We start from the raw sequence: 20313 nt of genomic DNA on the forward strand, positions 1-20313 counted from the left end.
TTAGACCCACAGAGAACCGGATCTGTTGTAGCCCGTCTCCACGGTGGAGGCGATGATCGACTGAAGCTCCACGTACATGGATCCGTCGGGACGCAGGCTTTCGGCCGCGCCGCCGGAAACGTGGGCGATCGACTCGATGTAGCCGATGACCTTGTCCATGGCCGGAACTTCGATCATCTCGTTCACGTTGCCGCAGGAGACGAACGCCGTCAGGTTGGGCGTCGCGTCGGCCAGGCCTTGGCTCGCGCCGTCGGTTCCCGACGCCTCGTCGGCGATGACCACCGTGCGCATGCCCAGAGCCTCGCATTTGTCCACGTTCATGCACAGGTCCGTGTCAGGGTTGCCGTAGCCTTCCTCGGTGATGATGACGCCCTTGGCGCCCAGCTCCTTGGCCAAGCGGGCGTTAAAGGACGAGGCCCGCTCCTTGCCGGCCAGAACGACCGACTCCTGAGTGGGGATCATGCCCAAGAAGTTGATCGTCTTGCCGTGAGCCTTGTACAGCTGGGAGATCACCGGGTCGTGAACGTGGTGCCACGTCGTCGTCTTGTCGCAGGCGGACACGCAGTTGCCCGACACCATGGCGCCGTCCAGCACCTCGTTCGGGTGGAGCAGCGTCGGCAGGCAGTGCTTCAGGTCCACGCCGTACACGTAGGTGTCGTGCAGCAGCCCTTGAGTGATGCACATGCACAGGTGAACGACCGGCGGAAGATCCGGGTACTTGGCTAGCTCTTCGGCCACTGTGCCCTTCTCGTACACCTCTGTCTCGTCCACCGCCGCGCCCTTGCACTGCTCGGCGATCCACTCGGCCGCCTTCAGTCCGGCGACCCGCATGGCTTCCTCATACTGGTGCTTTTCGAGGTTTTCGACCGGCGCGGCCAGCAGGACCACGTTGTACAGTCCGGCGAACGGGCTGAACTTGGCCGCCGGGCCGGTCATGTCGATGAAGCCCTCCTGGAACGCCATGATGGGACCGACCGTCACGACGGCTGCGCCGTCCAGAGCGAGAGTGACGCCGTTCCCGACCGTTTCATTTGGCCCGATCACCGAAGCGTAATAGCTTTCTCCGCCCTCCAGCTTGACCCGCGGTTCGATCACGTCCTTGACAGGAATAATCCGGACCGATTCGCCGGGACGGGCCAGATCGGCGTCCCACTTCGTAATCCGATCGTCGGCAAGAGCTTCGAGCAGCGCGGCCTTGTCCACGTACAGGACGTGGTCTTCGACGCGCGTCGGGCTCCCCCACTGCAGACCGGAGATCTTAGCCTTCCGAAGTTCCAGTCTCATGTCTCGCGCCTCCTTCTTATAACTTATAAGAATGAAAATAAACAGCTTACGCAACATTTCTTCTGCGTTTTGACTAGTATAAAAAAAGGTGAGCGATGCTTCATCGGTCTAAAGAAACAGAAGTGCAGTAAAAGCTCCGCTGAAAAATGTATTTTTTGCACAAAAAAGTGACTCTTGCCCAGTTCCCCCTCGGGGGATACTATTAAAAAAACTGCAAAATCTTTTGAGATAGAAAATAAAACGCTGTATTTTAAAGGCCTATCGAAAGGGGAGGGCGCTGCTGTGGCCAGTTGGAAAAGCGAGAGCGAGAAAGTCCTGTCTGGCTGTGCACAGGAAATAGCACGGTCGACAGCTGGAATCGTAGGGTATGACGTCATCATTACCGATATGAAAGGGATCATTATCGGCGCGAGTCGTGCGGAACGCCTTGGCTGCCACCACGAGGCGTCCGACGAGGTCATTCGGACCGGCCATTCGTCGGCCACCAGCGCCGAAGTGGCTGCAACGATGTCCGGCACGCTGCCGGGGGTGACGCACCCGATCGCCTCGCTCAACGGAACGGTGGTAGGGACCATGGCGATTACCGGCGAGCCGGAGGCGGTTCAGCCGTTCGCCTTGATCGTGCGAAAGCAGATAGAAATTCTCCTGCGGGAGCAGGAGCGGTTCGCCCTGACGGTGAACCGGGAGAGTTCCCTACAGGATCTGGTGCAGGAAATGGTCTCGTTCGCCAAGGGAGACGGGGACGAGGAAGCGTTGGCTGCCCGGGCTGGGTCGTACGGCATCGACGCGCGGTGGTATTACCTGCCGCTGTCGGCCGAGCTGTACCAGCTGGGGCGCATCGCCGCCGGCGCGACCGGCATGGGGCGGGAGGTCGCCGAGCAGGAGATTTATCGTCTCAAGGCTGACGTGTTGGTCGAGATTCGGGCGGCGTTCGGCGACCGGCGGGCCCTGTGCACCGGCACGGTGGCCGGTCGGTTCGCGGTCTTCTGGCCGCTGGGGTCCGAGCCGGACGAGGAAGCCATCGAGGAAGCGGTGAACCGAGGGCGTCAGCTTGTAGATCGGCTGGGAAGCCGCGGACATAAGATAGCCATAGGGTTCGGCAACCCGGCTCGGGGGATTCGGGCTGTGGCCCAGTCGTACCGGGACGCCGGCCGGGCTCTGGCGATGGGCAAAAAGCTCCGCCGCGGCCCGGGGGTGTATCGGATCAACGAGTTCCGCATCGAAGAGCTTTTGTCGCTAGTCGACCGGCGCAACCGCTCCCGGTTTGCCGCGCCGATCACGTCGCCCCTTCGGGCTCAGTCCGACTGGGAGGACCTGAAAAACACGGTGCGGGTCTGGTGCGACAGCGGTTTTTCGTTGGTTGACGCGTCCAAGCGCTTGGCGGTGCACCGCAACACGCTGCTGTACCGGCAGGAGAAGATCGAGCGGCTGACCGGCCGAAAGGCCCGGGACTTCCGCGCCATGCTGGAGCTTTACTTGGCGCTGGTGATTGACGAGTACGACGGCCCGGCTCAGAAAGAGTGAGGCGCTCGGGGACGACGGTTCGCTATAATAGGGAGCGTTCGGCCGGGCCTTGAGGCGAAAGGCCGGCGGCAAAGGAGAAAAGGATGACCGATTTTGACGGGCAGGGAGAGGAAATAAAAAGCGGCCGGCGCGGCGAAAGCACGGCGCGCCGATGGTATCGCCGGGTGGCGCTGGTCGTCTTGGCGCTGGCGGTTGCCGACGCTTTTTGGCGCGGCGAGCGCGTCATGGGCGGCCTGCTCGCCGCCGTCCTCGTGGCGGCTCTGATAGGGTACGGGGCCTGCCGACGCGGGGACGAGTGAAGCTTTCTGGACGGAAAGAGGCGACGAGGGTGGAAAACTGGGCTGACGAGCAGCGGCATATTCCAGTTCCCGAAGGGTACCGGCTTGAGTCGGACGCGGCGGCCGATCCGGGGGCGGGCGACGCCGAGGGGTCGCCGTACTTCTGTCATCTGGACTTTTTCAACGCGGTCAGCACGGATCGGTTGACCATTCTGCCGCGCTTTCGGACGTACCAGCAGACCCGGCCGTACAGCTGCGCGTCGGCAGTGGCTCTCATGGTACTGGAGCACTTCGGCCGGTCCGACTGGGAGGAACTGGAGATCGCCGACGTCATGGCGTCGTATCACGGCTTGCCGCCGGAGACCCGGCGGCCCGTGCCGGTGAGCGACCTGGCGAGGTTCTTTCTGGATTTGGGCTGGAAAGTGTCCAGCAACGTGGAGTACACGAAACCGTTCGATGCCGAGGAGCTGACGCGGCCGTGGCTTCTGTCGCCCTACGCGTCATTCCCGTCGGAACGGCACTTTTCCCGGTTCTGTCGGTGGTGTCTGCGCCACAACTGGCCGATGATGGTGGAGAACATCGACTGGGGCGGTCACTGGCGCCTGATCGTGGGGTACGACACCATGGGAACCGAAACTTTGGCCGACGACGTCCTGATCTTGGTTGACCCGCACGACACGGCCGACCACTGTCAGGACGGCTTTGTGGTGGAGCACTTGGAGAAGTTCTTTCACACGTGGTACGACATCTTCGTCATGGAGCCCCACGAGCGGCTCCAGCCGTGGGTCGTCGCTTATCCGAGCGAATAGGCGCAAAAGAAGCGGCGCGGGAGTTCTCAAACTCCCGCGCCGCTTCTTTTGTCTTTCGTTACGGTCTGGCGGCCAGCGTCAGGGCAGCCGACTCGAGGACGTCGTAGCCCGGCTCGACCCGGTCCCAGTCGATCGATTCTTCCGGACAGTGGCTTCGGCCGTCCCGGCAGGGGACGAAGATCATCGCCGTCGGAATGAGCGGGGCCACGTACATCGAATCGTGTCCCGCGCCGCTGGGCATGACGCGGACCTTGTAGCCTTTGTTCTGGGCGAACGCCTTCAGCCGGTGAACCAGCAGGGCGTCCAAGACGACCGGCTCGGACGAGCCGAGAAGCTCCCGGTCGATTCGGATCTGCCGCTCGCCCGCGACCCGGTCGATTTCCTGAACGATCGCCTGATAGGCCTCGTCGATGGCCCGCCGGTCGATCCCCCGCAGGTCGACGGCCAGTTCGACCCGTCCCGGCACCACGTTGATGGCGTTGGGAAACACCCGGCAGGTTGTCACGGCGGCGACGACTCGGCGCGGCGAATAGGCCCGGCCGACCCGCTCCACCACCAGAACGACCTCCGAAGCGGCGGCCAGAGCGTCGTGCCGAAGCTCCATCGGGCACGCTCCCGAGTGGTCCGCTCGGCCGAAAATCGTGACGGAAAATCGGGTCGGCGCGGCGATGGCCTCCACCACGCCCAGCTGGTCGTCTGACGAGTCGAGGGCGGGGCCCTGCTCGATGTGCAGCTCTAAAAACGCTTCGTACGAGCCGGGGACGAGCAGATCCCTGTCGAGCGTCACCGGCTCGCAGCCAAAGCCGCGAATGGCGTTCAGCAGGGAGACGCCGCCCGAGTCCTTAAAGCGAATCATCTGGGACAGGGACAGCTGGCCGGCCACGGCCCGGCTGCCGACGCAGGAGAGCCGAAATCGGCTTGACTCCTCGCAGGCGAAGACGACGCAGTTCAGCGACCTCGTTAAAGGCTCGCGGCGCGACGCTTGGTCCATCACGGCCGCGGCGCATGCCACGCCCAGCACGCCGTCGAAGTCGCCGCCCTGAGGGACCGAGTCGAGGTGAGAGCCCATCAGGATCCCCGGGTGGTTTGGGTTCGTCCCCGGCAGGCTGAACCACAGGTTCCCTACCGAGTCGGCGCGGACCGACGCGCCGACGGACGTCATTCGTTCGATTAAGAGCTCCCGGGCCTGCCGGTCGGCAGGCGAAAAGCCCAGCCGGGTCACGCCCTGATCGGTTCGGCCGATTTGGGCGACCTCTTCCACCAGCCGGCGGGCGAATTGAAGTCCGGCGTTCATATCAGGAGCCGTAGACCCAGCCGGCCAAGAACGTGGAAAGCGGCGGGCAGTAGGAGATGACCAGCAGGCCGCCAATGGCCACCAGAATGAACTTGGCCGACGCGCCGATGACCTCGCTCAGCGACAGGCCGGTGACCGAGCTGGCCACGAACAGGTTCAGGCCGAACGGGGGGGTGAAGTTCCCAAGGGCCAAGTTGGAAACCATGATGATGCCCAGGTGGAGCGGGTCGATGCCCAAGGACGTGCCGATGGTAAAAAAGAGCGGTCCGAGGATGACGATCGCCGCCAGCCCTTCCATGAACATGCCGACGATCAGCAGAATGGCGTTCACCAGCGCGATGAAGACCAGCGGCGACTTGACGCTGGAGATGACCGCCGCCGTGACGGTCTGGGGAATCCGCGCCACGGTCAAAAACCAGCCGAAGCTCTGAGCCATTGCCACCAGAATCAGCACCTGGGCGCAGGTCACTGCCGAGCGGAGACACACGTCCATCAGGTCCTTGAGGTTGATCTCCCGGTAGATGAACATGCCGACGAACAGACAGTAGACGACCGAGACACCGGCCGCTTCCGTCGGGGTGAACACGCCGCAGTAAATGCCGCCCAGAATGATGACCGGCGTCAGCAGCGACCAAGCCGACTCGACGGTCTGACGCCACACCTGAGCCCACGTCGACGGGGCGGACGTCTTGGCCGGGTGGCGGCGCAGGTAAAACCAAATGTAGACGACGTTGGCCAGCCCGTAGACGATCCCGGCGCTGATTCCGGCCATGAAGAGGCTGCCCACCGAGACGCCGGTGACGGCCGCGTACATGATCAGGGTGATCGACGGCGGGATGATCAGCGACACCGATCCGGCGGACGTCACGAGGCCGGCGGCGAACGACTGGCTGTACCCTTCGGCTCTCAGTTCCGGGTAGAGAAGCCGGCCCATGGCGACCACGGTTGCCGGGCTCGAGCCGCAGAGCGAACCGAACACCATGCAGGTGAACTGGGTCGTGTAGGCCAGACCGCCGGACCGGGCGCCGACGAGGCTTTTCGTCCATTTCAGGATTCGGGTCGACAGGCCGCCCCGGTCCATCACGTTGGCTGCGAAGATGAAAAAGGGCATGGACATGAGGGCGAACTTGTCGATGCCGGCGAACGCCCGCTGGACGAGCACCATCGGGTCAAGAGGCGTAAAAAGGAGCATGCTGCACAGCACGGCGCCGCCCAGCGCGACGAAGATCGGCACGCTGCCGAGAAGGGCCGTGATGAGCAGGGCCATCAGGAACGCGGTCATGCTCGGTCCTCCCGAAGGCCCAGCGCGAGCCGGGCGAACTGCCACGCCGCCATGAAGCTGCCGACCGGGACGCACAGGTAAACAGCCCAAATCGGAATTCCCAGCGCAGGAGACGTCTGTCCCATTCGGTAGCTGAACGCGGTGAGCCGAACGCCGTACCACGTCAGCGCGAGGCAGAAAAGGGCCGACAGGCCGAAGACGACCCGGCCGACCGCTCTTTTCGTCCGCTCGGAAAAGCGTCCCAGCAGAAAGTCCATTCGGATATGGGCGCTTTGCCGGACGCAGAGCGACGCGCCGATAAAGGTTATCCAGACCATCAGGTAGCGAATGAGCTCTTCAGCCCAGCTCGTGCTGCTGTTGAACAGGTACCGGAGCGCCACGTTGATGAACAGGACGAGAGCCGTGACGAGCAGCGCCAAGGAGCAGAAAAGCCGTTCAAACCGTTCCAAAAACGACATAACGCGATCTCACCGTTCCTTTAAAGGTTTAAGAAAAGGCCCCCAGGCGAAGCCGGGGGCCATACGAACGAGAGGTTATTTCTCTTCCAGCGCGGCGTAGATCTTCTCCAAGAGCTCTTTCTGCTTAGGCGTAGAGGCGAACTCGCTGTGAACGGCTCGGCTGGCCTCGGCAAACTCCTTGCGGCCCTCTTCCGACAGGGACGAAATTTCGATGTTGCTCTTTTGGCGGATCATGTCTAGGTAGCCGTTTTCCGTCTCCTTCTGGAGAGCTCGCTCATAGTCTCTGGCCTGACGCTCGGCGTCGACGACCAGCTTCCGCGTCGTGTCGTCTAGGCCGTCGAACCACGCCCGGTTGGTGACCAGAATGTAGGGGAAGAACCCGTGGTTGCTCAGGATCAGGTGGCCCTGGACCTCGTAGAACTTGTTGAGGGCGATGGACTGAATCGGGTTTTCCTCTCCGTCGACGATGTCCTGCTGGAGCGCGTTGTAGAGCTCGGCGTACTCGATCGGCACCGGGTTGGCGCCCCAGGACTTGTACTGGGCGATCAGCAGCGGGCTGGGCATGACGCGCATCTTGAGCCCCTTGAAGTCGCTCGGGTGCTCGATCTTAACTTTCTTGGTGGTGAACTGCTTGAAGCCGCCAGACCACAGCCCGGCCACGTGGAACCCTTTGTCCAGCGCGCAGTCGAAGAGCTCCTGTCCCACCGGGCCGTCCATGACCCGATACAGGGCCTCGTTGCTGGGCCACAGGAACGGGAAGTCGATCAGCTTCAGCTCTTCGACGAACGGGGTCAGCACGGCTGACGGCTGAAGGGACATTTCCAGGGTGCCCATCTGAACCATCTCGGTCTGTTCCCGCATGGACCCCATCTGTCCGTGAGGGAAAATCTCGACCGTGATCGCTCCGCCCGACCCCTTCTCAACCAGCTCTTTGAACTTCTGAGCGCCCATGTCCTCCGGGCTGCCGACGGGCTGATTGTGGCTGAAACGAATCGTTGACGTGGGGAAATCGGCGGCAAATGCCGGAACCGCCAAAGCCGTCAGGAAAAATAGCGCCGCGAGCTTCTTCACACCCTCATCTCCCTTTTTGATACTCGGTTTAAATACCGCGTTCGGCTTCGATTATATCATTCAGAGGGCGGGAGCTCACTTTGAAGGGGCGGGCGAATCCTCCCCCGTTTCGTTCGGCAGGTCGGGTTCGTCTTGCTGGACCTCGTCTTCTGAGGGCTCGAAGGAGCCTCCGTCTTCTGGCATTTTATTCAGCCGATCGGCCGTCGGCACGCTCCCTTCCAGCCGCCGAACGTCGTCGGCTGCGCCGGCGCTGCCGAGCCGCTGGGCGATCTGATAGCACAAAAGGGCCAGAGGCAGGTCAACTAGGCCGCCAAGTCCGTGCTCGTACAGTACGCCCAGCTGACGGGCCGCTTCGGGGTGGTCCTGATTCATCGCTTTGCGGAACCACCGGCGGGCGGCCTTGTTCTTATCACCTAAGTCGCCGGAGGCGCACAGCACGCCGAGATTGTACTGGGCGATGCGGTAGCCCTGAGACGCCGCCGGGAGGAAGTACTCCAAAGCCTTCTCCGGCTGATGGGGCAGGCCTTCGGCGCCTTGGCTGTAGAGAACGCCCAGCTGATTGAGCGCCGGCGCGTAGCTCTGGTCGGCCGCGGACTGGAGCAGCTTGAGAGCCTCGGGGACGTTCTTCCACTGTCCCAGCCCGATGAGGAGCATTCGGCCCAAGTTGTACTGGCCCTGCGGCGAGCCTCCGGAGGCCGCCCGCTGGTACCATTCGGCGGCGGTTTTCAGGTCCATGGCGGTTCCCGTGCCGGTGGCATACAGCTTCGCCAAGTTGCACTGCGCCACGGTGTTGCCGCTTTCCGCGGCCTTGGAATACCACTCGAACGCTTGAGCCGGATCGGGACGCCGTCCGCCGGCGCCTTCCAAGTACATGGTTCCGAGCAGGCACTGGGCTGCCGAGTTTCCGGCCTGAGCGGAGGCTTTGCAGGCTTTCCACGCCTTTTCCATGTCGGGCTCGCCGAACACTCCCTGCTGAATGAACTGGCTCAGCTTGTACCCGGCGGGCGCGTACCCCAGGCGGGCGGATCTGGTCAGGAGATTTTGAATGACCGCCGGGTCGGCGTGCTCGTGGTTTTCCAGATAAAAGAGGGCCAAGGCGCACAGGGCCGGCGGGTAGTCCTGTGCGGCCGCCTTTTTGTACCAGACGAGAGCCTGATCCATCGAGTCATCGCTGCCGGTGGACGACGACTCGAACAGCTGGCCGAGAAGAAGCTGGGCCTGCGCGCTGCCGTCTCCCGCGGCGCCCTTTAAAAGGGCCACGGCTTGGTTGGACGACTTGTCCCCTTCGTCCATCAGGATCTTAGCCAAAGCGAGGGTTGCCTCGGTATCCCCAGAGGCGGATGCTTCCTTCAGCAGTTTTTTCGCCTTCGCCAAGTTCTTGGGAACCCAGTCACCCCGAGCGCAGAGAACCCCTAGGTCCCGTTGGGCGTTTGTGCTGCCAGCCGCGGCGGCTTTTTCAAGCCATTGGACTCCGGCCTTGCGGTCTTGGGCGACGCCCTTGCCGATGATGGCGATTCGGCCCATGTTGTACATTCCTTCAGGCAGCCCGAAAGAAGCCGCTTTCTTGTACATCTCGGCCGCTTTGGCCTTGTTTTTCTCAACTCCGACGCCGGTTTCGTACAGCCGGCCCAAGTCGATGTACGCCTCGCTGTCGCCCGAGGTTGCTGCCGACGTGTAAAGCTGGAACGCTTTCTTCGGCTCAGGGGTGAATCCCATGCCGCCCCCGTTTTCGTAGATCTGGGCGAGGAACTTCTTCGCCGGCGTGTACCCGCCGGCAGCCGCTTGGCTCAGCAGCCGAAGCCCCTCGGCGCGCGCGTCCTTCTGCATCTTCAAAATCCCCAGCGCCATGAGCGAGGGCAGCGAGCCTTCGTCGGCGGCCTGCTTGTACAGCGTCTCGGCCTGAGCCGTGTCGCCCCGCTCTTCAGCGTCTGCTGCCAGAAGGTACCGGGCCGTGTTGTCGCCCTTTTCGGCGGCGGCGGCGATCAGGCGGGCGTACTCGTCCCGGGAGGCCTTGTCCGTTCGATCGTAAATTTCCAACGCCCGCTGGAGCATAGCCCAAGCCATCTTCTGTTTCAGGGCGCTTTGGAACGTCGCCTCAGCGTCCAGCAGGCGGTTTTCCGACTTGTACAGCTCGTACAGGTCCCGCGCGGCCCGCTCGATACCCCCATCGGCGCTTTTTTTGAGGTACGTCCGCCACGTCTTATCCGGATCCCGGGCCGGATCGGCCCGGAACATGATCGACAGGTTGTAGGCCGCCTCCGCGCTGCCCGCGTGGGCCGCCTTTTTGTACCATTTCGCCGCTTCGTCCGGTTTTTTCCCCGTTCCAAGCCCCTTGTCGTACATGTATCCGAGCGCGGCCCACGCGGCCCGGTCATTTTGCTCCGCCAGTTTCTTGAACAGATCAAACGCCACGTCGAATTTTTCGTCGCGGAACGCCTTCGCCGCCTCGGAAACCGAAACGGGCGGAGTCGGAGAGTCTCCCGGATCCTTTCTGGGCGACGACAGGCCTGGCCCGGCAAAGAGGACCGCGGCGGCGCAGGCGGTTAAAAAGGTAGAAAACTTCAACGTCATTCCTCCTGTGAGGCAGGTCGAGGAGCAGGCTCGACCCAGCGCTTTGATTCGCCATGAAGCAGCCAAGCGGCGATCACGCCGCCGAGAATATCGGTGATTGGAAAGCTGACCCACAGCCCGTCGGTGCCCAAAAAGCGCGGCAAAATCAGCACCGGCGGCAGAATGATCAGCTGACGTCCTAGGGTGAGGATCAGCGACTCTTTTGCCCTCCCCAGTCCCTGAAGGACGTAGGACGCGGTGATGGAGACGGCCGCCAGAGGCATGGCCGAATAGCCGATCCGCATCGCCCGAGCGGCCGCGGCCGTCAGAGCTGGGTTGCCGGAAGAGAACATGGCTACCATGCTCTCGGCCCAAATTTCGGTGATGACCGTGGTGACTGTCAGAAAAATTCCCGACGACCAGAGGGCGATGGACACCAGCCGCTTGACCCGCCGCAGGTTCCCCGCGCCGTAGTTGAAGCCGACCAGCGGCAGAACGCCGTCGCCGAGTCCCATGACCGGCAGGAACAGCAGGCTGTCCAGCGAGAAGAAAATTCCTTGGGCGGACAGGGCCAGCGAGCCGCCGTACTCGGAGAGAACCAAATTGAACAGCACCATCAGGATGCTGAAAAACAGCGTGCCAATGAAGGGAGAAAACCCGACGGCGGCGATCTGCCGGACCATGGCCCAGCGGATCCGCCAGCAGGACGGCTCGAGGTTCATCGGGGCACGCTTGCCCCACAGGTCAATCGATACCCACGCGAGGGACAGTCCCTGGCCGATAACCGTCGCGACGGCGGCGCCGGCGACGCCCCAGTTGAAGACGGCGATGAACAGCCAGTCCAGAGCCACGTTGCTCATCGTGCCGATGATCACCGACTCCATCGCCCGCCGCGGGCGTCCCAAGGCCCGGATGGTCTCGTTCTGGACGATTGTCCCGAACTGGAGCGCCATGCCCCAAAGGACGATCCGCAGGTACGTCTTGGACAGGTCCAAGATGTCGGGCGTGGCGCCGCAGAGCTTCACGACCGGGTCGAGGAAAAACTCTATGCCAAAACACAAAAGGAGCGTGGTCGCGGCCGAGAGGGTCATCATGTTGCCCATGGCCTGCTTTGCTTCTTCCAAGTCGCCGGCACCGAGCTTTCGGGACAGAAGGGACGTGCCGCCCGCGCAGATCAGCGTGGCCAAGGCGCCCTGAAACAGGGCGATGGGAAACGCGACCGACAGGGCCGCCAGGCCGGGAGAGCCCACCCAGTGGCCGATGAACATTCGGTCGACGATGTTGTACAGGGCGTTGGACAGAAAACCCATCATGGCCGGCGCGGAGAACTGGAAGATCAACCGCAACTCCGGGGTCGTTCCCATGCGCGCCCGTTCGGCGTTTTTGTCCCCAGCCAACTGGGGCATGTTCGTCTCGTTCGGCATGGTTCGTCCCTCCGGCGATCGTCAGATTTTCCTTATTGTACAGCCAAGGGTGTTCCTTTGTAGAGAGGCGGCCGGCTTCGCCGAAGCATCAATGAACAGAAAAGCTGAAGGGAAGGGAAAAGATCGCGCCAGTCTTTTGCTACTTGAAATAGGAAAATAGCTCTCGTACACCTTAGAATATCAGGTTTCTTCGGGAGCGCAGGCTACGCTAAAAACAAGGCGAAGACCTGACATTTCAAATGAAGAGGAGGCAGCAGAACCATGGAGACAGGTTTCATCGCGACTCTACACGATTGGATCAACATCGGCAACTCGATCCTTTGGGGAAACTTGATGACATATCTGCTCATCGGGACGGGGATTTACTACACCCTGAGACTTGGGTTCCCCCAGATTACCGGCTTCAAGCACATGTGGCACGTGACGCTCAAAGGGCGCAAGAGCGAAGAGGGCGGCATTACCTCCTTCCAGGCTCTCTGCACCAGCTTGGCGGCTCAGGTCGGCACGGGCAACGTGGCTGGCGTGGCGACGGCGATCGTCTCCGGAGGTCCCGGAGCGGTCTTCTGGATGTGGGTAACCGCTCTGGTCGGCATGGCCACCATTTACGGCGAAGCCATCCTCGGGCAGGTGTACCGGGTCAAAGGCACCGACGGTCTGTACCGCGGCGGCCCGGCGTACTACTTGGAGCGCGGTTTGGGACAGAAGTGGCTGGCCGTGTTGTTCTCCATCTCTATCATCATCGCCATGCCGCTCATCTTCAACGCCGTTCAGTCCAACTCCATCGTCAGCGGCCTCAAGGGCGCTTGGGGCTTTGACACGCAGAAAGTCGGCATCGGCGTTATTATCCTGACGGCTATCGTTATCTTCGGCGGACTTCGCCGGATTGCCAAGGTGGCCGAGATCGTCGTCCCGTTCATGGCCATTCTGTACATCCTCGGGGCCGTTTACATCGTTCTCACTCACCTTCCCGAGCTGCCGGGCGTTATCGCCGGCGTGTTCAAGTGCGCCTTTGGCGCTCAGCAGGTTGCCGGTGGCGTCCTAGGATTCACCGTCGCTCAGGCAGCCCGATTCGGCATCGCCCGCGGCCTGTTCTCCAACGAGGCCGGTATGGGTTCGACGCCTAACGCTAACGCTGTGGCCGACGTGCGGCACCCGGGCCGTCAGGGCTACGCGGCCATGATGGGCGTATTCGTCGATACGATCATCATCTGCTCCTGCACCGCCGTCATTCTGCTGCTGAACCCGGACGTTCTGACCAGCGGCAAGACCGGCGTCGAGGCCACTCAGATGGCTATTATGGGCGAAGTCGGCCAGTGGGGCGTGAGCTTCGTCGCGATCGCGCTGTGCTTCTTCGCTTGGACGTCCATTCTGGGCAACTACTATTACGGCGAGAGCAACATCATGTACCTGTTCGGCGAGAACAAGGGCTGCGTCACGGTCTTCCGGCTCTGCGTGCTCGGCATGATTTACTTCGGCGCTACTCACAGCGTGCCGATCGTTTGGGACATGGCTGACTTCTTCAACGGCATCATGGCCATGCTCAACCTGATTGGCGTGATCCTTTTGGCCGGCATCGCCTCGGCTGTGAAAAAGGACTACGACAGACGCCGGAGCCTCGGCGAGCTTGACCCGTACATTGACCGTTCTCAGATGAAGATCACGACCATCAAGGTCGAGCTTCCTGAATAACGTCCGTTTCTAATTCCACGAGGGCTCCGGAAGGGGCCCTCGGATTTTTATCCGCGGCAGGCTGCGCGGGGGAGGTCTGTCATGCAGCAGCTATTGGATCAAATCGTCAAGGAGTGCGCGCCGCTGAGCGAGGCCGGACACGTGGCCGATTACATTCCCGAACTGGCGAAGGCGAACCCGAAGTCCTTCGGGGCGGCGGTGACCGACAAGAACGGGAAACAGTGGGCGAGCGGGGACGCGGACGAGACGTTCTGTCTTGAATCGATCGCTAAAGTGGTGAGCTTGGCGCTGGCCCCTCAGCTTCGGGGCTTCGACGACGTGTTTGACCGAGTCGGCAGGAGCGCCATCGCGGATCCGTTCAACTCGATCATGCGGCTGGAAATGGACAGCCCGCACCGGTCTCACAACCCGATGATCAACTCGGGAGCCATCGTGGTGGTCTCCCTCCTTCCACAGGAGGGGGTAGGGGCAAAAATCGGGGCCGTTCTGGAGCTGTGCGCCGCCCTTTCGGTGCAGAAGACCGCCGATGTGGTCGAGCGGGTCTACCTGTCGGAGAAGTTTACCAGCGACAGAAACCGGGCTTTGGCGTATTTTCTCCGCAGCGTCGGCAGTTTGGAAGGGGACGTGGAAGACACGCTGGACGTGTACTTCCGAATGTGTTCTATCGGCACCACAGCCAAGCAGCTTTCCGTCTTGGGAGCGACTCTGGCCTGCGACGGCCGCAACCCTCTGACCGGGCGGGATGTAGTCAGCCCGACCGTTGTCCGAACCGTTCGGGCGCTCATGATGACCTGCGGCATGTACGACGGTTCGGGGGAGTTCGCCGTGGACGTGGGGATTCCGGCCAAGAGCGGCGTGGGCGGCGGCATCGACACGCCGAGCCGGGCCGGGCGGGGCTGGCAGTCTACGGCCCGTCGCTGGACGAGCGGGGCAACTCGGTCGCCGGCGTGGCGGCCATGAAGCGGCTGTCCCTCGAGGGCGGCTTCCGGGTCATATAAAAAAGAACCCCGGCTTCTCTATGGAGAAGCCGGGGTTCTTTGTTTTTTTAGGACAGCCGGGCGGTCAGGGCCTCGGCGATTCGACGGGAGGCGTGCCCGTCCCCGTACGGGTTGGGCGCGGCGCTCATGGCTTTCAGCCGAGCGTTATCGCTCATCAGGGCCGATGTTTTTTCAAAGACGGCGTTCGGGTCGTTCGTCACTAGGACCACCGAGCCGGAGGCAACGCCTTCTGGGCGCTCTGTCACGTTGCGGACCACCGCCACAGGGACGCCGAGAGAGGCGCCCTCTTCCTGCAGGCCGCCCGAGTCGGTGAGGAGCAGTCGGCTTTCGCTCATGAGCTTCGCCATCGCGCCGTAGTCCAGCGGGTCGGTCAAGGTGACGTTTGAAAGGCCTGCGAGCTGGGGACGCAGGGCGTCGCGGACGATCGGGTTCAGGTGCAGCGGCACGACGAAGTGCCAGTCGGAAAACGCGCGGGCCAACCGGGCGACCGCTTTCCCTAGGTTAGCCATGACGGGCCAGTTCTCCCGCCGGTGGAGCGTGACCGTCACGAGCGGCTTTTTGGCCGGAACCCCGTCGGGCCACCTCCCCTTTTGGGCGGCGTACAAAATCGCGTCCACGGCGGTCTGTCCGGTCACCAGAATGTTCGACGCCTTTCGCCCTTCGGCCAGCAGGTTGGCCTGAGCGCCCTCCGTGGGGGCGAACATCAGGTCGCTGAGGTCGTCGGTGAGCAGCCGATTGGCCTCTTCGGGAAACGGCTCGGCCAAGGAGAAGCTCCGCAGCCCCGCTTCCACGTGCCCGACCGGGAAACCGCACAAAAACGCCGCCCAAGCCGCCACGAAGGTGGTGATGGTGTCGCCGTGAACCAGCACGTAGTCGGGCTTCATCTCGGTCAAAGCGTGGGCTGCCGCAGGCAGCATCCGGGCCGCCAGCTCGGGCAGCGTCTGCCGGTCGGTCATCACGTCCAAGTTGCGGGCCGCCGGGACGTCGAAAATTTGGAGCGCTTGAGCCAGCTGGGTGCGGTGCTGGCCGGTCAGGAGCACGAGCGGCTCAAGCCCGCCCGTCTCGGACAGGGCGCGGTATACCGGCGCCATTTTGATTGCCTCAGGCCGCGTGCCGAAGGCGAGGACAACTCGTCGGGTCATGAAAAACCTCCTCAGAGAGATTTTATTATTATAGCCTTTTTATCGAACGGCGTTGAGGGCCGCACTGCTGACGAAACGTCGCGGCCTATGAGAAAAATAAGCCGAAAAAACGAATCATAGAAAAACCTGCACGGCCGGCGGTTTATCGAGTACAATCAGACAGTCAGTTACGGCGGTCTGGGGGCCGCGCGAAAGGAGCGAACGCAACGATGATGGAGCAGGTACGCAAGGTCATTGACGGAAAACGGGACGAGATCATTTCCACAATTCGCGAACTGGTGGCGGTGAAAAGCGTCGGCGGCGAGGCGCCTCTGCCGGACGCGCCGTTCGGCCCCGGGCCGAAGGCGGCTCTTGAGAAGTTCATCGAGATTTCCGACCGGATGGGATTTTCCACCGGCGTCTTTGAAAATCAGGTCGGCTGGGCCGAGGAAGGCGACGCTTCTCAGGAGCTGGTGACTATTCTGGCTCACGTGGACGTCGTGCCGGTCGGCGAAGGCTGGAGCTGCGATCCCTTCGAGGGCATGATTAAGGACGGTTTCCTATACGGCCGCGGCGTGGCCGACGACAAGGGCCCGGCCGTGTGCTCGCTGTACGCCTTGGCGGCCCTGAAGGAAGCGGGCGTCAAGCTTCGCCGGCGCGTCCGGGTCATGGTAGGGACCAACGAGGAAATGGGCTCGGCCGCGGTGGCTCACTACGTCGAATCGGGACAGGAGCTGCCGGTATGCGGCTTCACGCCTGATGCCGAGTACCCGCTGATCAACGGCGAAAAGGGGATCATTACCGCCCACCTGAGCGCGCCATTCGCTCCCTCGGGGGACGTGAAGATCGTCGCCTTCGACGGCGGCGTGGCCAGCAACGCCGTTCCCGACAAGGCGACAGTTGATCTGGAAGTTGCCGACGCCGCTTTGCCTCGGCTTCGCCGGGCCGTGGCCGAATTTGCCGCGCCCAAGGACGCGGCGCTTGAGATGGAAGAGCTGGGCGGCGGAAAGTTCCGCCTGTCCATGAAAGGTCTGGCGTTCCACGGGTCCAAGCCGCAGTACGGCTCCAACGCGGTCGCTCATCTGGTCGCGCTCCTGCGCCTCGTTCTGACCGACGGCGAGCAGGCGAAGGCGCTGGAGAAATTCGACCGGCTGGTGGGAGCTCAGAGCCGGGGCGAAAACTTGGGACTGCTTCGCTACGACGACGTGTCGGGCTTCACGTCCATGTGCTGGGGACTCATGAAGATGGACGGCGACCGGGTCAAGTTCAGCTTGAACTATCGGTACCCGGTCACGCTAGATCCAGCCAAGACCGAGGCGGATTTCCGTCAGGCCGCGGCCGATGCCGGGTTCGTCATTGAGACGATCAGCTGCGCGACGCCGCTTTACAAGCCCGAGGACGATCCGCTGGTCGTGAGCCTGATGAAAGCCTACCGGCAGGAGACGGGGCGCATGGACGACCGGCCGTTCTCCATCGGCGGCGGAACGTACGCGAAGGAAATTCCCAACATGTTGGCGTTCGGCATCTGCTTCCAGGACGAAAATCAGCACATTCACGAGATCGACGAGTGCTGGGAGATCGACCGAATCATCCTGACGACTAAAATCATCGCGGCGGCCATCGTCGAGTTGGCCTGCTAAGCGAAAAAAAGGAGCGGAGAGCGGAGCCCTAAGAGGCTCCGCTTTTTTATGGCGTTTCGGCCGGCGGGAGATTATCATAAGCTGACGGCTCAGACGTTGCCGTTTTGACAAACGAGAGGAGTTGTTCCTGTGATTCAAGCGTATAAGACTTTCATGCTGGGCGGCCCGATCATGCTGATCCTTCTGGTCCTGTCCCTGGCCGCCGCTGCCGTCTTCGTCCAGAGACTTCTGTTTGCCCGCCGCGCCTGGGAGGACCCGGAAGAGGCGGAAGGGATTGCGGCCGACATGCTGGCCGCTGGCCGGCCGGCTGAGGCGTTGGCCTCCGTTTCCGACGGGCCGGACACGTCGCTGCGCCGGGTGCTTCGCGCCGGTCTGTCCCACTGGAAGCTGTCCGGCGCAGACCTTCGGGATCTGCTCCAGCAGGAAATTCGCCGGGAGGCGTTTCGCTGGAGCTGGGGGCTCGGCTTTTTGTCAGTCACGGCTCGGGTCGCGCCGCTGCTCGGGCTTCTGGGCACGGTGGTTGGCATGGTGGATATTTTTCAGGCCCTGCCGGAAGTCTCCTCGTCGCCGATGACCGCGTTGGCGGGCGGCATTTACAAGGCGCTTTTCACGACCGTCGCCGGTCTGATCATCGCCATTCCGGCCCTTTTAGCCCACAGCTGGTGCAGTTCCCGGGTGGACAGGCTTGAGGAGACCCTGTCGCGGACCAGCGACCTGCTGCTTCGCTGTCACATGGCCGGCCGAGGCTCCCATGAGGATTAACCGCCGGACCGCGCCGGAGGCCGACCTGACGTCGCTGATCGACGTCCTGTTCATTCTGATCCTCTTTTTTGCCCTGTCGACGGCGATGATTCCCGGACAGGTGGCCGTCGAACTGCCCGAAGGGGCAGGCGCCGCGCCGGATAAGCCGTCGGTCGTCCTCACGGTGCGGCAGGACGGGACGGTTCTCTACGACGGTTCAAAGACGACGCTGGAAGGCGCCGTGGCTCAGGCGGCATCGCGTCCGAAAGACGCGGGAGACCTGCTCGTCGCCGCGGACGAGAACCTGCCGTACCGGCAGGTCGCCGAGCTCCTTGAGATGCTCCGCCGAGCCGGCGTGACGTCGGTGGCTCTGGCGCTGCGCGGCTTTGGGTCATGAGGCGGGACTGGCTGGTCGCCGTCGCCGTTTCCCTGTGCCTTCATGGGGCTGCGCTGGGCTGTCTGGGACTTTGGATGTCCGCGCCGTCCGGATCGGCTGGTGAAACGGCGCTCGAGGAGTCGGCTCCTTCGCCCCAGGACGAGGACGAAAAGGAGAGTACGGCGGCGGGGCGCGGCGGCCGGGGTCGGCCGCTCGCCATTTCCATTTCCATGGTCGTGTCGCCGCAGGTCTCCGGCGCGGCCGAGGGGTACAATGCCGGCATGGTCGTCGTCAAGACGACGCCCGACTACCCGCTGATTTCCCGCCTCTGGGGCGAGGAAGGCACAGCCCGGGTGCTGCTGTCGGTTCAGTCCGGCGAGGTCACGTCGGTGGCGCTGGAGCGCAGCTCCGGTTCGCCTCGTCTCGACCGGGCGGCCTGCGAGGCTTTGGGGCGGTGGCGTTTCAGGCCGGAAGTGGCCGGCGTCGTGCGGATTCCCGTCACGTTCCGCCTCGGCGGGCGAAAATAAAGGCCGAAAAAAGCGGCGGTCTGGGACGTTCGTCCCAAACCGCCGCTTTTGCGTCTGCCGTTATCTTTTGCGCGTTTCGCGTTCGCCAGGGCGATCCTTCTTTGCCCTCAGCTGACCGCAGGCCGCGTCGATATCGGTCCCTTTTTCCCGACGGACCTCGACTTCCATGCCCAGCTCCCGGAGAATCTTGGCGAACGGCTCAATTCGGCTGGCCGAAGGCCGGGAGAAGCTAGGGATCACCGGGTTGTAGGGGATAAGGTTCACGTACGTCTGCAGGTCTGAGAAAAGCGTCGGCAGCTCGTACGCCAATTCGGGCAGGTCCGTCACTCCCTTGATGAGGACGTATTCGACGGTCAGCCGGACGCCGGTCTTCCCCTGCCAGTACTTGAGCGCGTCCAGCACCTGCGGCAGAGGGTACCGCTCGTTGATCGGCATCAGTCGGCTTCTCAGCTCGTCGTTTGGCGCGTGCAGCGACAGGCACAGGTAAACGCCCAGCCCGCTGTCGGCAAGTTTCCTGATGCCGTCGGCGACGCCGGCTGTTGAAATGGTAACGTGCCGCACTCCCATGCCGCGCATTTTGGGCTCCAGCAGGCAGCGAATCGCCCGTTCGACGTTGACGAAGTTGAGCAGCGGCTCCCCCATGCCCATGAACACCACGTTGCCGATCGGTTTGCCCAAGTCGGCTTCCATGGCTAAGAAGTGCCCGACGATTTCTCCAGCCGTCATGTTGCGCTCAAAGCCGTCTCGTCCGGTGGCGCAGAAGGCGCACTTCAGGGGGCAGCCGACCTGGCTGGACAGACAGGCGGTCAGGTGGTTGCCGTGATCCATCAGCACCGACTCGACCCGCGCGCCGTCTGACAGCTCCCACAGGTATTTTTTCGTCCCGTCGGCGGAAATCTGACGTTCCACCAGAACCGGCGGGACGATCGAAACCCGTTCGGCCAGCGCCGCGCGCAGGTCCTTTGACAGGTTCGTCATGCCGTTCCAGTCGAAAACTTTTTTCTGGTAAATCCACTGGCAGATCTGGTCGGCCACAAATTTTTTGGCGCCGAACTGCTCCTGAATCAGAGTCAGCCACTCGTCGTAGCTGAGCTCAAGCCCCTGAATGCGGTCGCTCATCGTCTTATCCTCCCGACGCGCCGGCTTCCCCCGGCTAGCGCCCTCTTTCGTTATTGTACACCGCCGCGCTGTCTCATAATTGTTCGACGGCCGTTCTTCGACATAAAAAACCCGCTGCCGTCCGGCAG

Annotated in this window: 18 protein-coding genes and 1 pseudogene; 10 read left to right on the forward strand and 9 right to left on the reverse strand. The window is 62.7% G+C overall.

Annotated elements, in window-relative coordinates:
* Complete coding sequence (locus tag JONANDRAFT_RS00150; protein ID WP_008522280.1) at nt 1-1284, reverse strand: glycine/sarcosine/betaine reductase component B subunit; 1284 nt, start codon at nt 1282-1284, stop codon at nt 1-3.
* A 282-nt stretch (nt 1285-1566) separates the two neighbouring features.
* On the opposite strand from JONANDRAFT_RS00150, the gene JONANDRAFT_RS00155 reads away from it, so the two are divergent.
* The 3 genes from JONANDRAFT_RS00155 to JONANDRAFT_RS00165 all read left to right on the forward strand — a co-directional run bounded on the left by JONANDRAFT_RS00155 (nt 1567) and on the right by JONANDRAFT_RS00165 (nt 3895).
* A complete protein-coding gene (locus tag JONANDRAFT_RS00155) occupies nt 1567-2808 on the forward strand; it encodes a CdaR family transcriptional regulator (protein ID WP_008522282.1) in 1242 nt (413 codons plus the stop codon).
* An 83-nt stretch (nt 2809-2891) separates the two neighbouring features.
* The gene (locus JONANDRAFT_RS00160) at nt 2892-3107 is read left to right on the forward strand and encodes a hypothetical protein (RefSeq protein WP_008519942.1); all 216 of its coding nucleotides are present in this window, start codon (nt 2892-2894) and stop codon (nt 3105-3107) included.
* 29 nt (nt 3108-3136) lie between these two features.
* Entirely contained in the window at nt 3137-3895 is a 759-nt protein-coding gene (locus JONANDRAFT_RS00165) for a papain-like cysteine protease family protein (RefSeq protein ID WP_008522283.1), read from the forward strand.
* A 58-nt stretch (nt 3896-3953) separates the two neighbouring features.
* Here JONANDRAFT_RS00165 and JONANDRAFT_RS00170 read toward each other — a convergent pair whose 3' ends face one another.
* The 6 genes from JONANDRAFT_RS00170 to JONANDRAFT_RS00195 all read right to left on the reverse strand — a co-directional run bounded on the left by JONANDRAFT_RS00170 (nt 3954) and on the right by JONANDRAFT_RS00195 (nt 11974).
* A complete protein-coding gene (locus JONANDRAFT_RS00170; protein ID WP_008519945.1) occupies nt 3954-5189 on the reverse strand; it encodes a Zn-dependent hydrolase in 1236 nt (411 codons plus the stop codon).
* A gap of 1 nt (nt 5190) precedes the next feature.
* The gene (locus tag JONANDRAFT_RS00175; protein ID WP_008522284.1) at nt 5191-6471 is read right to left on the reverse strand and encodes a TRAP transporter large permease; all 1281 of its coding nucleotides are present in this window, start codon (nt 6469-6471) and stop codon (nt 5191-5193) included.
* Nucleotides 6468-6929, reverse strand: coding sequence for a TRAP transporter small permease (locus JONANDRAFT_RS00180; protein ID WP_008519949.1), 462 nt, complete (start codon nt 6927-6929; stop codon nt 6468-6470). The genes JONANDRAFT_RS00175 and JONANDRAFT_RS00180 overlap by 4 nt, the downstream gene beginning before the upstream one ends.
* A gap of 75 nt (nt 6930-7004) precedes the next feature.
* Nucleotides 7005-8000, reverse strand: a complete 996-nt coding sequence (locus tag JONANDRAFT_RS00185; RefSeq protein WP_008522285.1) for a TRAP transporter substrate-binding protein — start codon at nt 7998-8000, stop codon at nt 7005-7007.
* A 75-nt stretch (nt 8001-8075) separates the two neighbouring features.
* A complete protein-coding gene (locus tag JONANDRAFT_RS00190) occupies nt 8076-10571 on the reverse strand; it encodes a tetratricopeptide repeat protein (protein WP_035786619.1) in 2496 nt (831 codons plus the stop codon).
* On the reverse strand, nt 10568-11974 hold the full coding sequence (locus JONANDRAFT_RS00195) for an MATE family efflux transporter (protein WP_008522287.1): 1407 nt from the start codon (nt 11972-11974) through the stop codon (nt 10568-10570). Before JONANDRAFT_RS00195 ends, JONANDRAFT_RS00190 begins: the two co-directional genes overlap by 4 nt.
* A 261-nt stretch (nt 11975-12235) precedes the next feature.
* Between JONANDRAFT_RS00195 and JONANDRAFT_RS00200 the strand changes: the two genes are divergently transcribed.
* The 3 genes and pseudogenes from JONANDRAFT_RS00200 (at nt 12236) to JONANDRAFT_RS08435 (ending at nt 14661) form a co-directional block, all read left to right on the forward strand.
* Complete coding sequence (locus JONANDRAFT_RS00200) at nt 12236-13663, forward strand: alanine/glycine:cation symporter family protein (protein WP_008522289.1); 1428 nt, start codon at nt 12236-12238, stop codon at nt 13661-13663.
* A gap of 81 nt (nt 13664-13744) precedes the next feature.
* A pseudogene (locus JONANDRAFT_RS00205) lies at nt 13745-14473 on the forward strand (glutaminase); the annotation flags it as partial.
* A 107-nt stretch (nt 14474-14580) separates the two neighbouring features.
* On the forward strand, nt 14581-14661 hold the full coding sequence (locus tag JONANDRAFT_RS08435) for a hypothetical protein (protein WP_255348307.1): 81 nt from the start codon (nt 14581-14583) through the stop codon (nt 14659-14661).
* A 47-nt stretch (nt 14662-14708) separates the two neighbouring features.
* On the opposite strand, the gene wecB is transcribed toward JONANDRAFT_RS08435, so the two are convergent.
* Nucleotides 14709-15803 carry a non-hydrolyzing UDP-N-acetylglucosamine 2-epimerase gene (gene wecB / locus JONANDRAFT_RS00210; protein WP_008519961.1) on the reverse strand — a complete coding sequence of 365 codons (1095 nt, stop codon included), beginning with the start codon at nt 15801-15803 and terminating at the stop codon, nt 14709-14711.
* Nucleotides 15804-16012: 209 nt separating this feature from the next.
* Between wecB and JONANDRAFT_RS00215 the strand changes: the two genes are divergently transcribed.
* The 4 genes from JONANDRAFT_RS00215 to JONANDRAFT_RS00230 all read left to right on the forward strand — a co-directional run bounded on the left by JONANDRAFT_RS00215 (nt 16013) and on the right by JONANDRAFT_RS00230 (nt 19066).
* Complete coding sequence (locus tag JONANDRAFT_RS00215; RefSeq protein WP_008522293.1) at nt 16013-17422, forward strand: Sapep family Mn(2+)-dependent dipeptidase; 1410 nt, start codon at nt 16013-16015, stop codon at nt 17420-17422.
* Nucleotides 17423-17551: 129 nt separating this feature from the next.
* Complete coding sequence (locus JONANDRAFT_RS00220) at nt 17552-18184, forward strand: MotA/TolQ/ExbB proton channel family protein (RefSeq protein ID WP_008519968.1); 633 nt, start codon at nt 17552-17554, stop codon at nt 18182-18184.
* Nucleotides 18174-18560 carry an ExbD/TolR family protein gene (locus tag JONANDRAFT_RS00225; RefSeq protein WP_008519970.1) on the forward strand — a complete coding sequence of 129 codons (387 nt, stop codon included), beginning with the start codon at nt 18174-18176 and terminating at the stop codon, nt 18558-18560. The genes JONANDRAFT_RS00220 and JONANDRAFT_RS00225 overlap by 11 nt, the downstream gene beginning before the upstream one ends.
* Nucleotides 18557-19066 carry an energy transducer TonB gene (locus JONANDRAFT_RS00230; protein ID WP_008519972.1) on the forward strand — a complete coding sequence of 170 codons (510 nt, stop codon included), beginning with the start codon at nt 18557-18559 and terminating at the stop codon, nt 19064-19066. The genes JONANDRAFT_RS00225 and JONANDRAFT_RS00230 overlap by 4 nt, the downstream gene beginning before the upstream one ends.
* 60 nt (nt 19067-19126) lie before the next feature.
* Here JONANDRAFT_RS00230 and rlmN read toward each other — a convergent pair whose 3' ends face one another.
* Entirely contained in the window at nt 19127-20185 is a 1059-nt protein-coding gene (rlmN, locus tag JONANDRAFT_RS00235; protein WP_008522294.1) for a dual-specificity RNA methyltransferase RlmN, read from the reverse strand.
* Nucleotides 20186-20313: the final 128 nt, after the last annotated feature.

The organism is Jonquetella anthropi DSM 22815 (assembly GCF_000237805.1).
GTDB lineage: Bacteria > Synergistota > Synergistia > Synergistales > Dethiosulfovibrionaceae > Jonquetella > Jonquetella anthropi.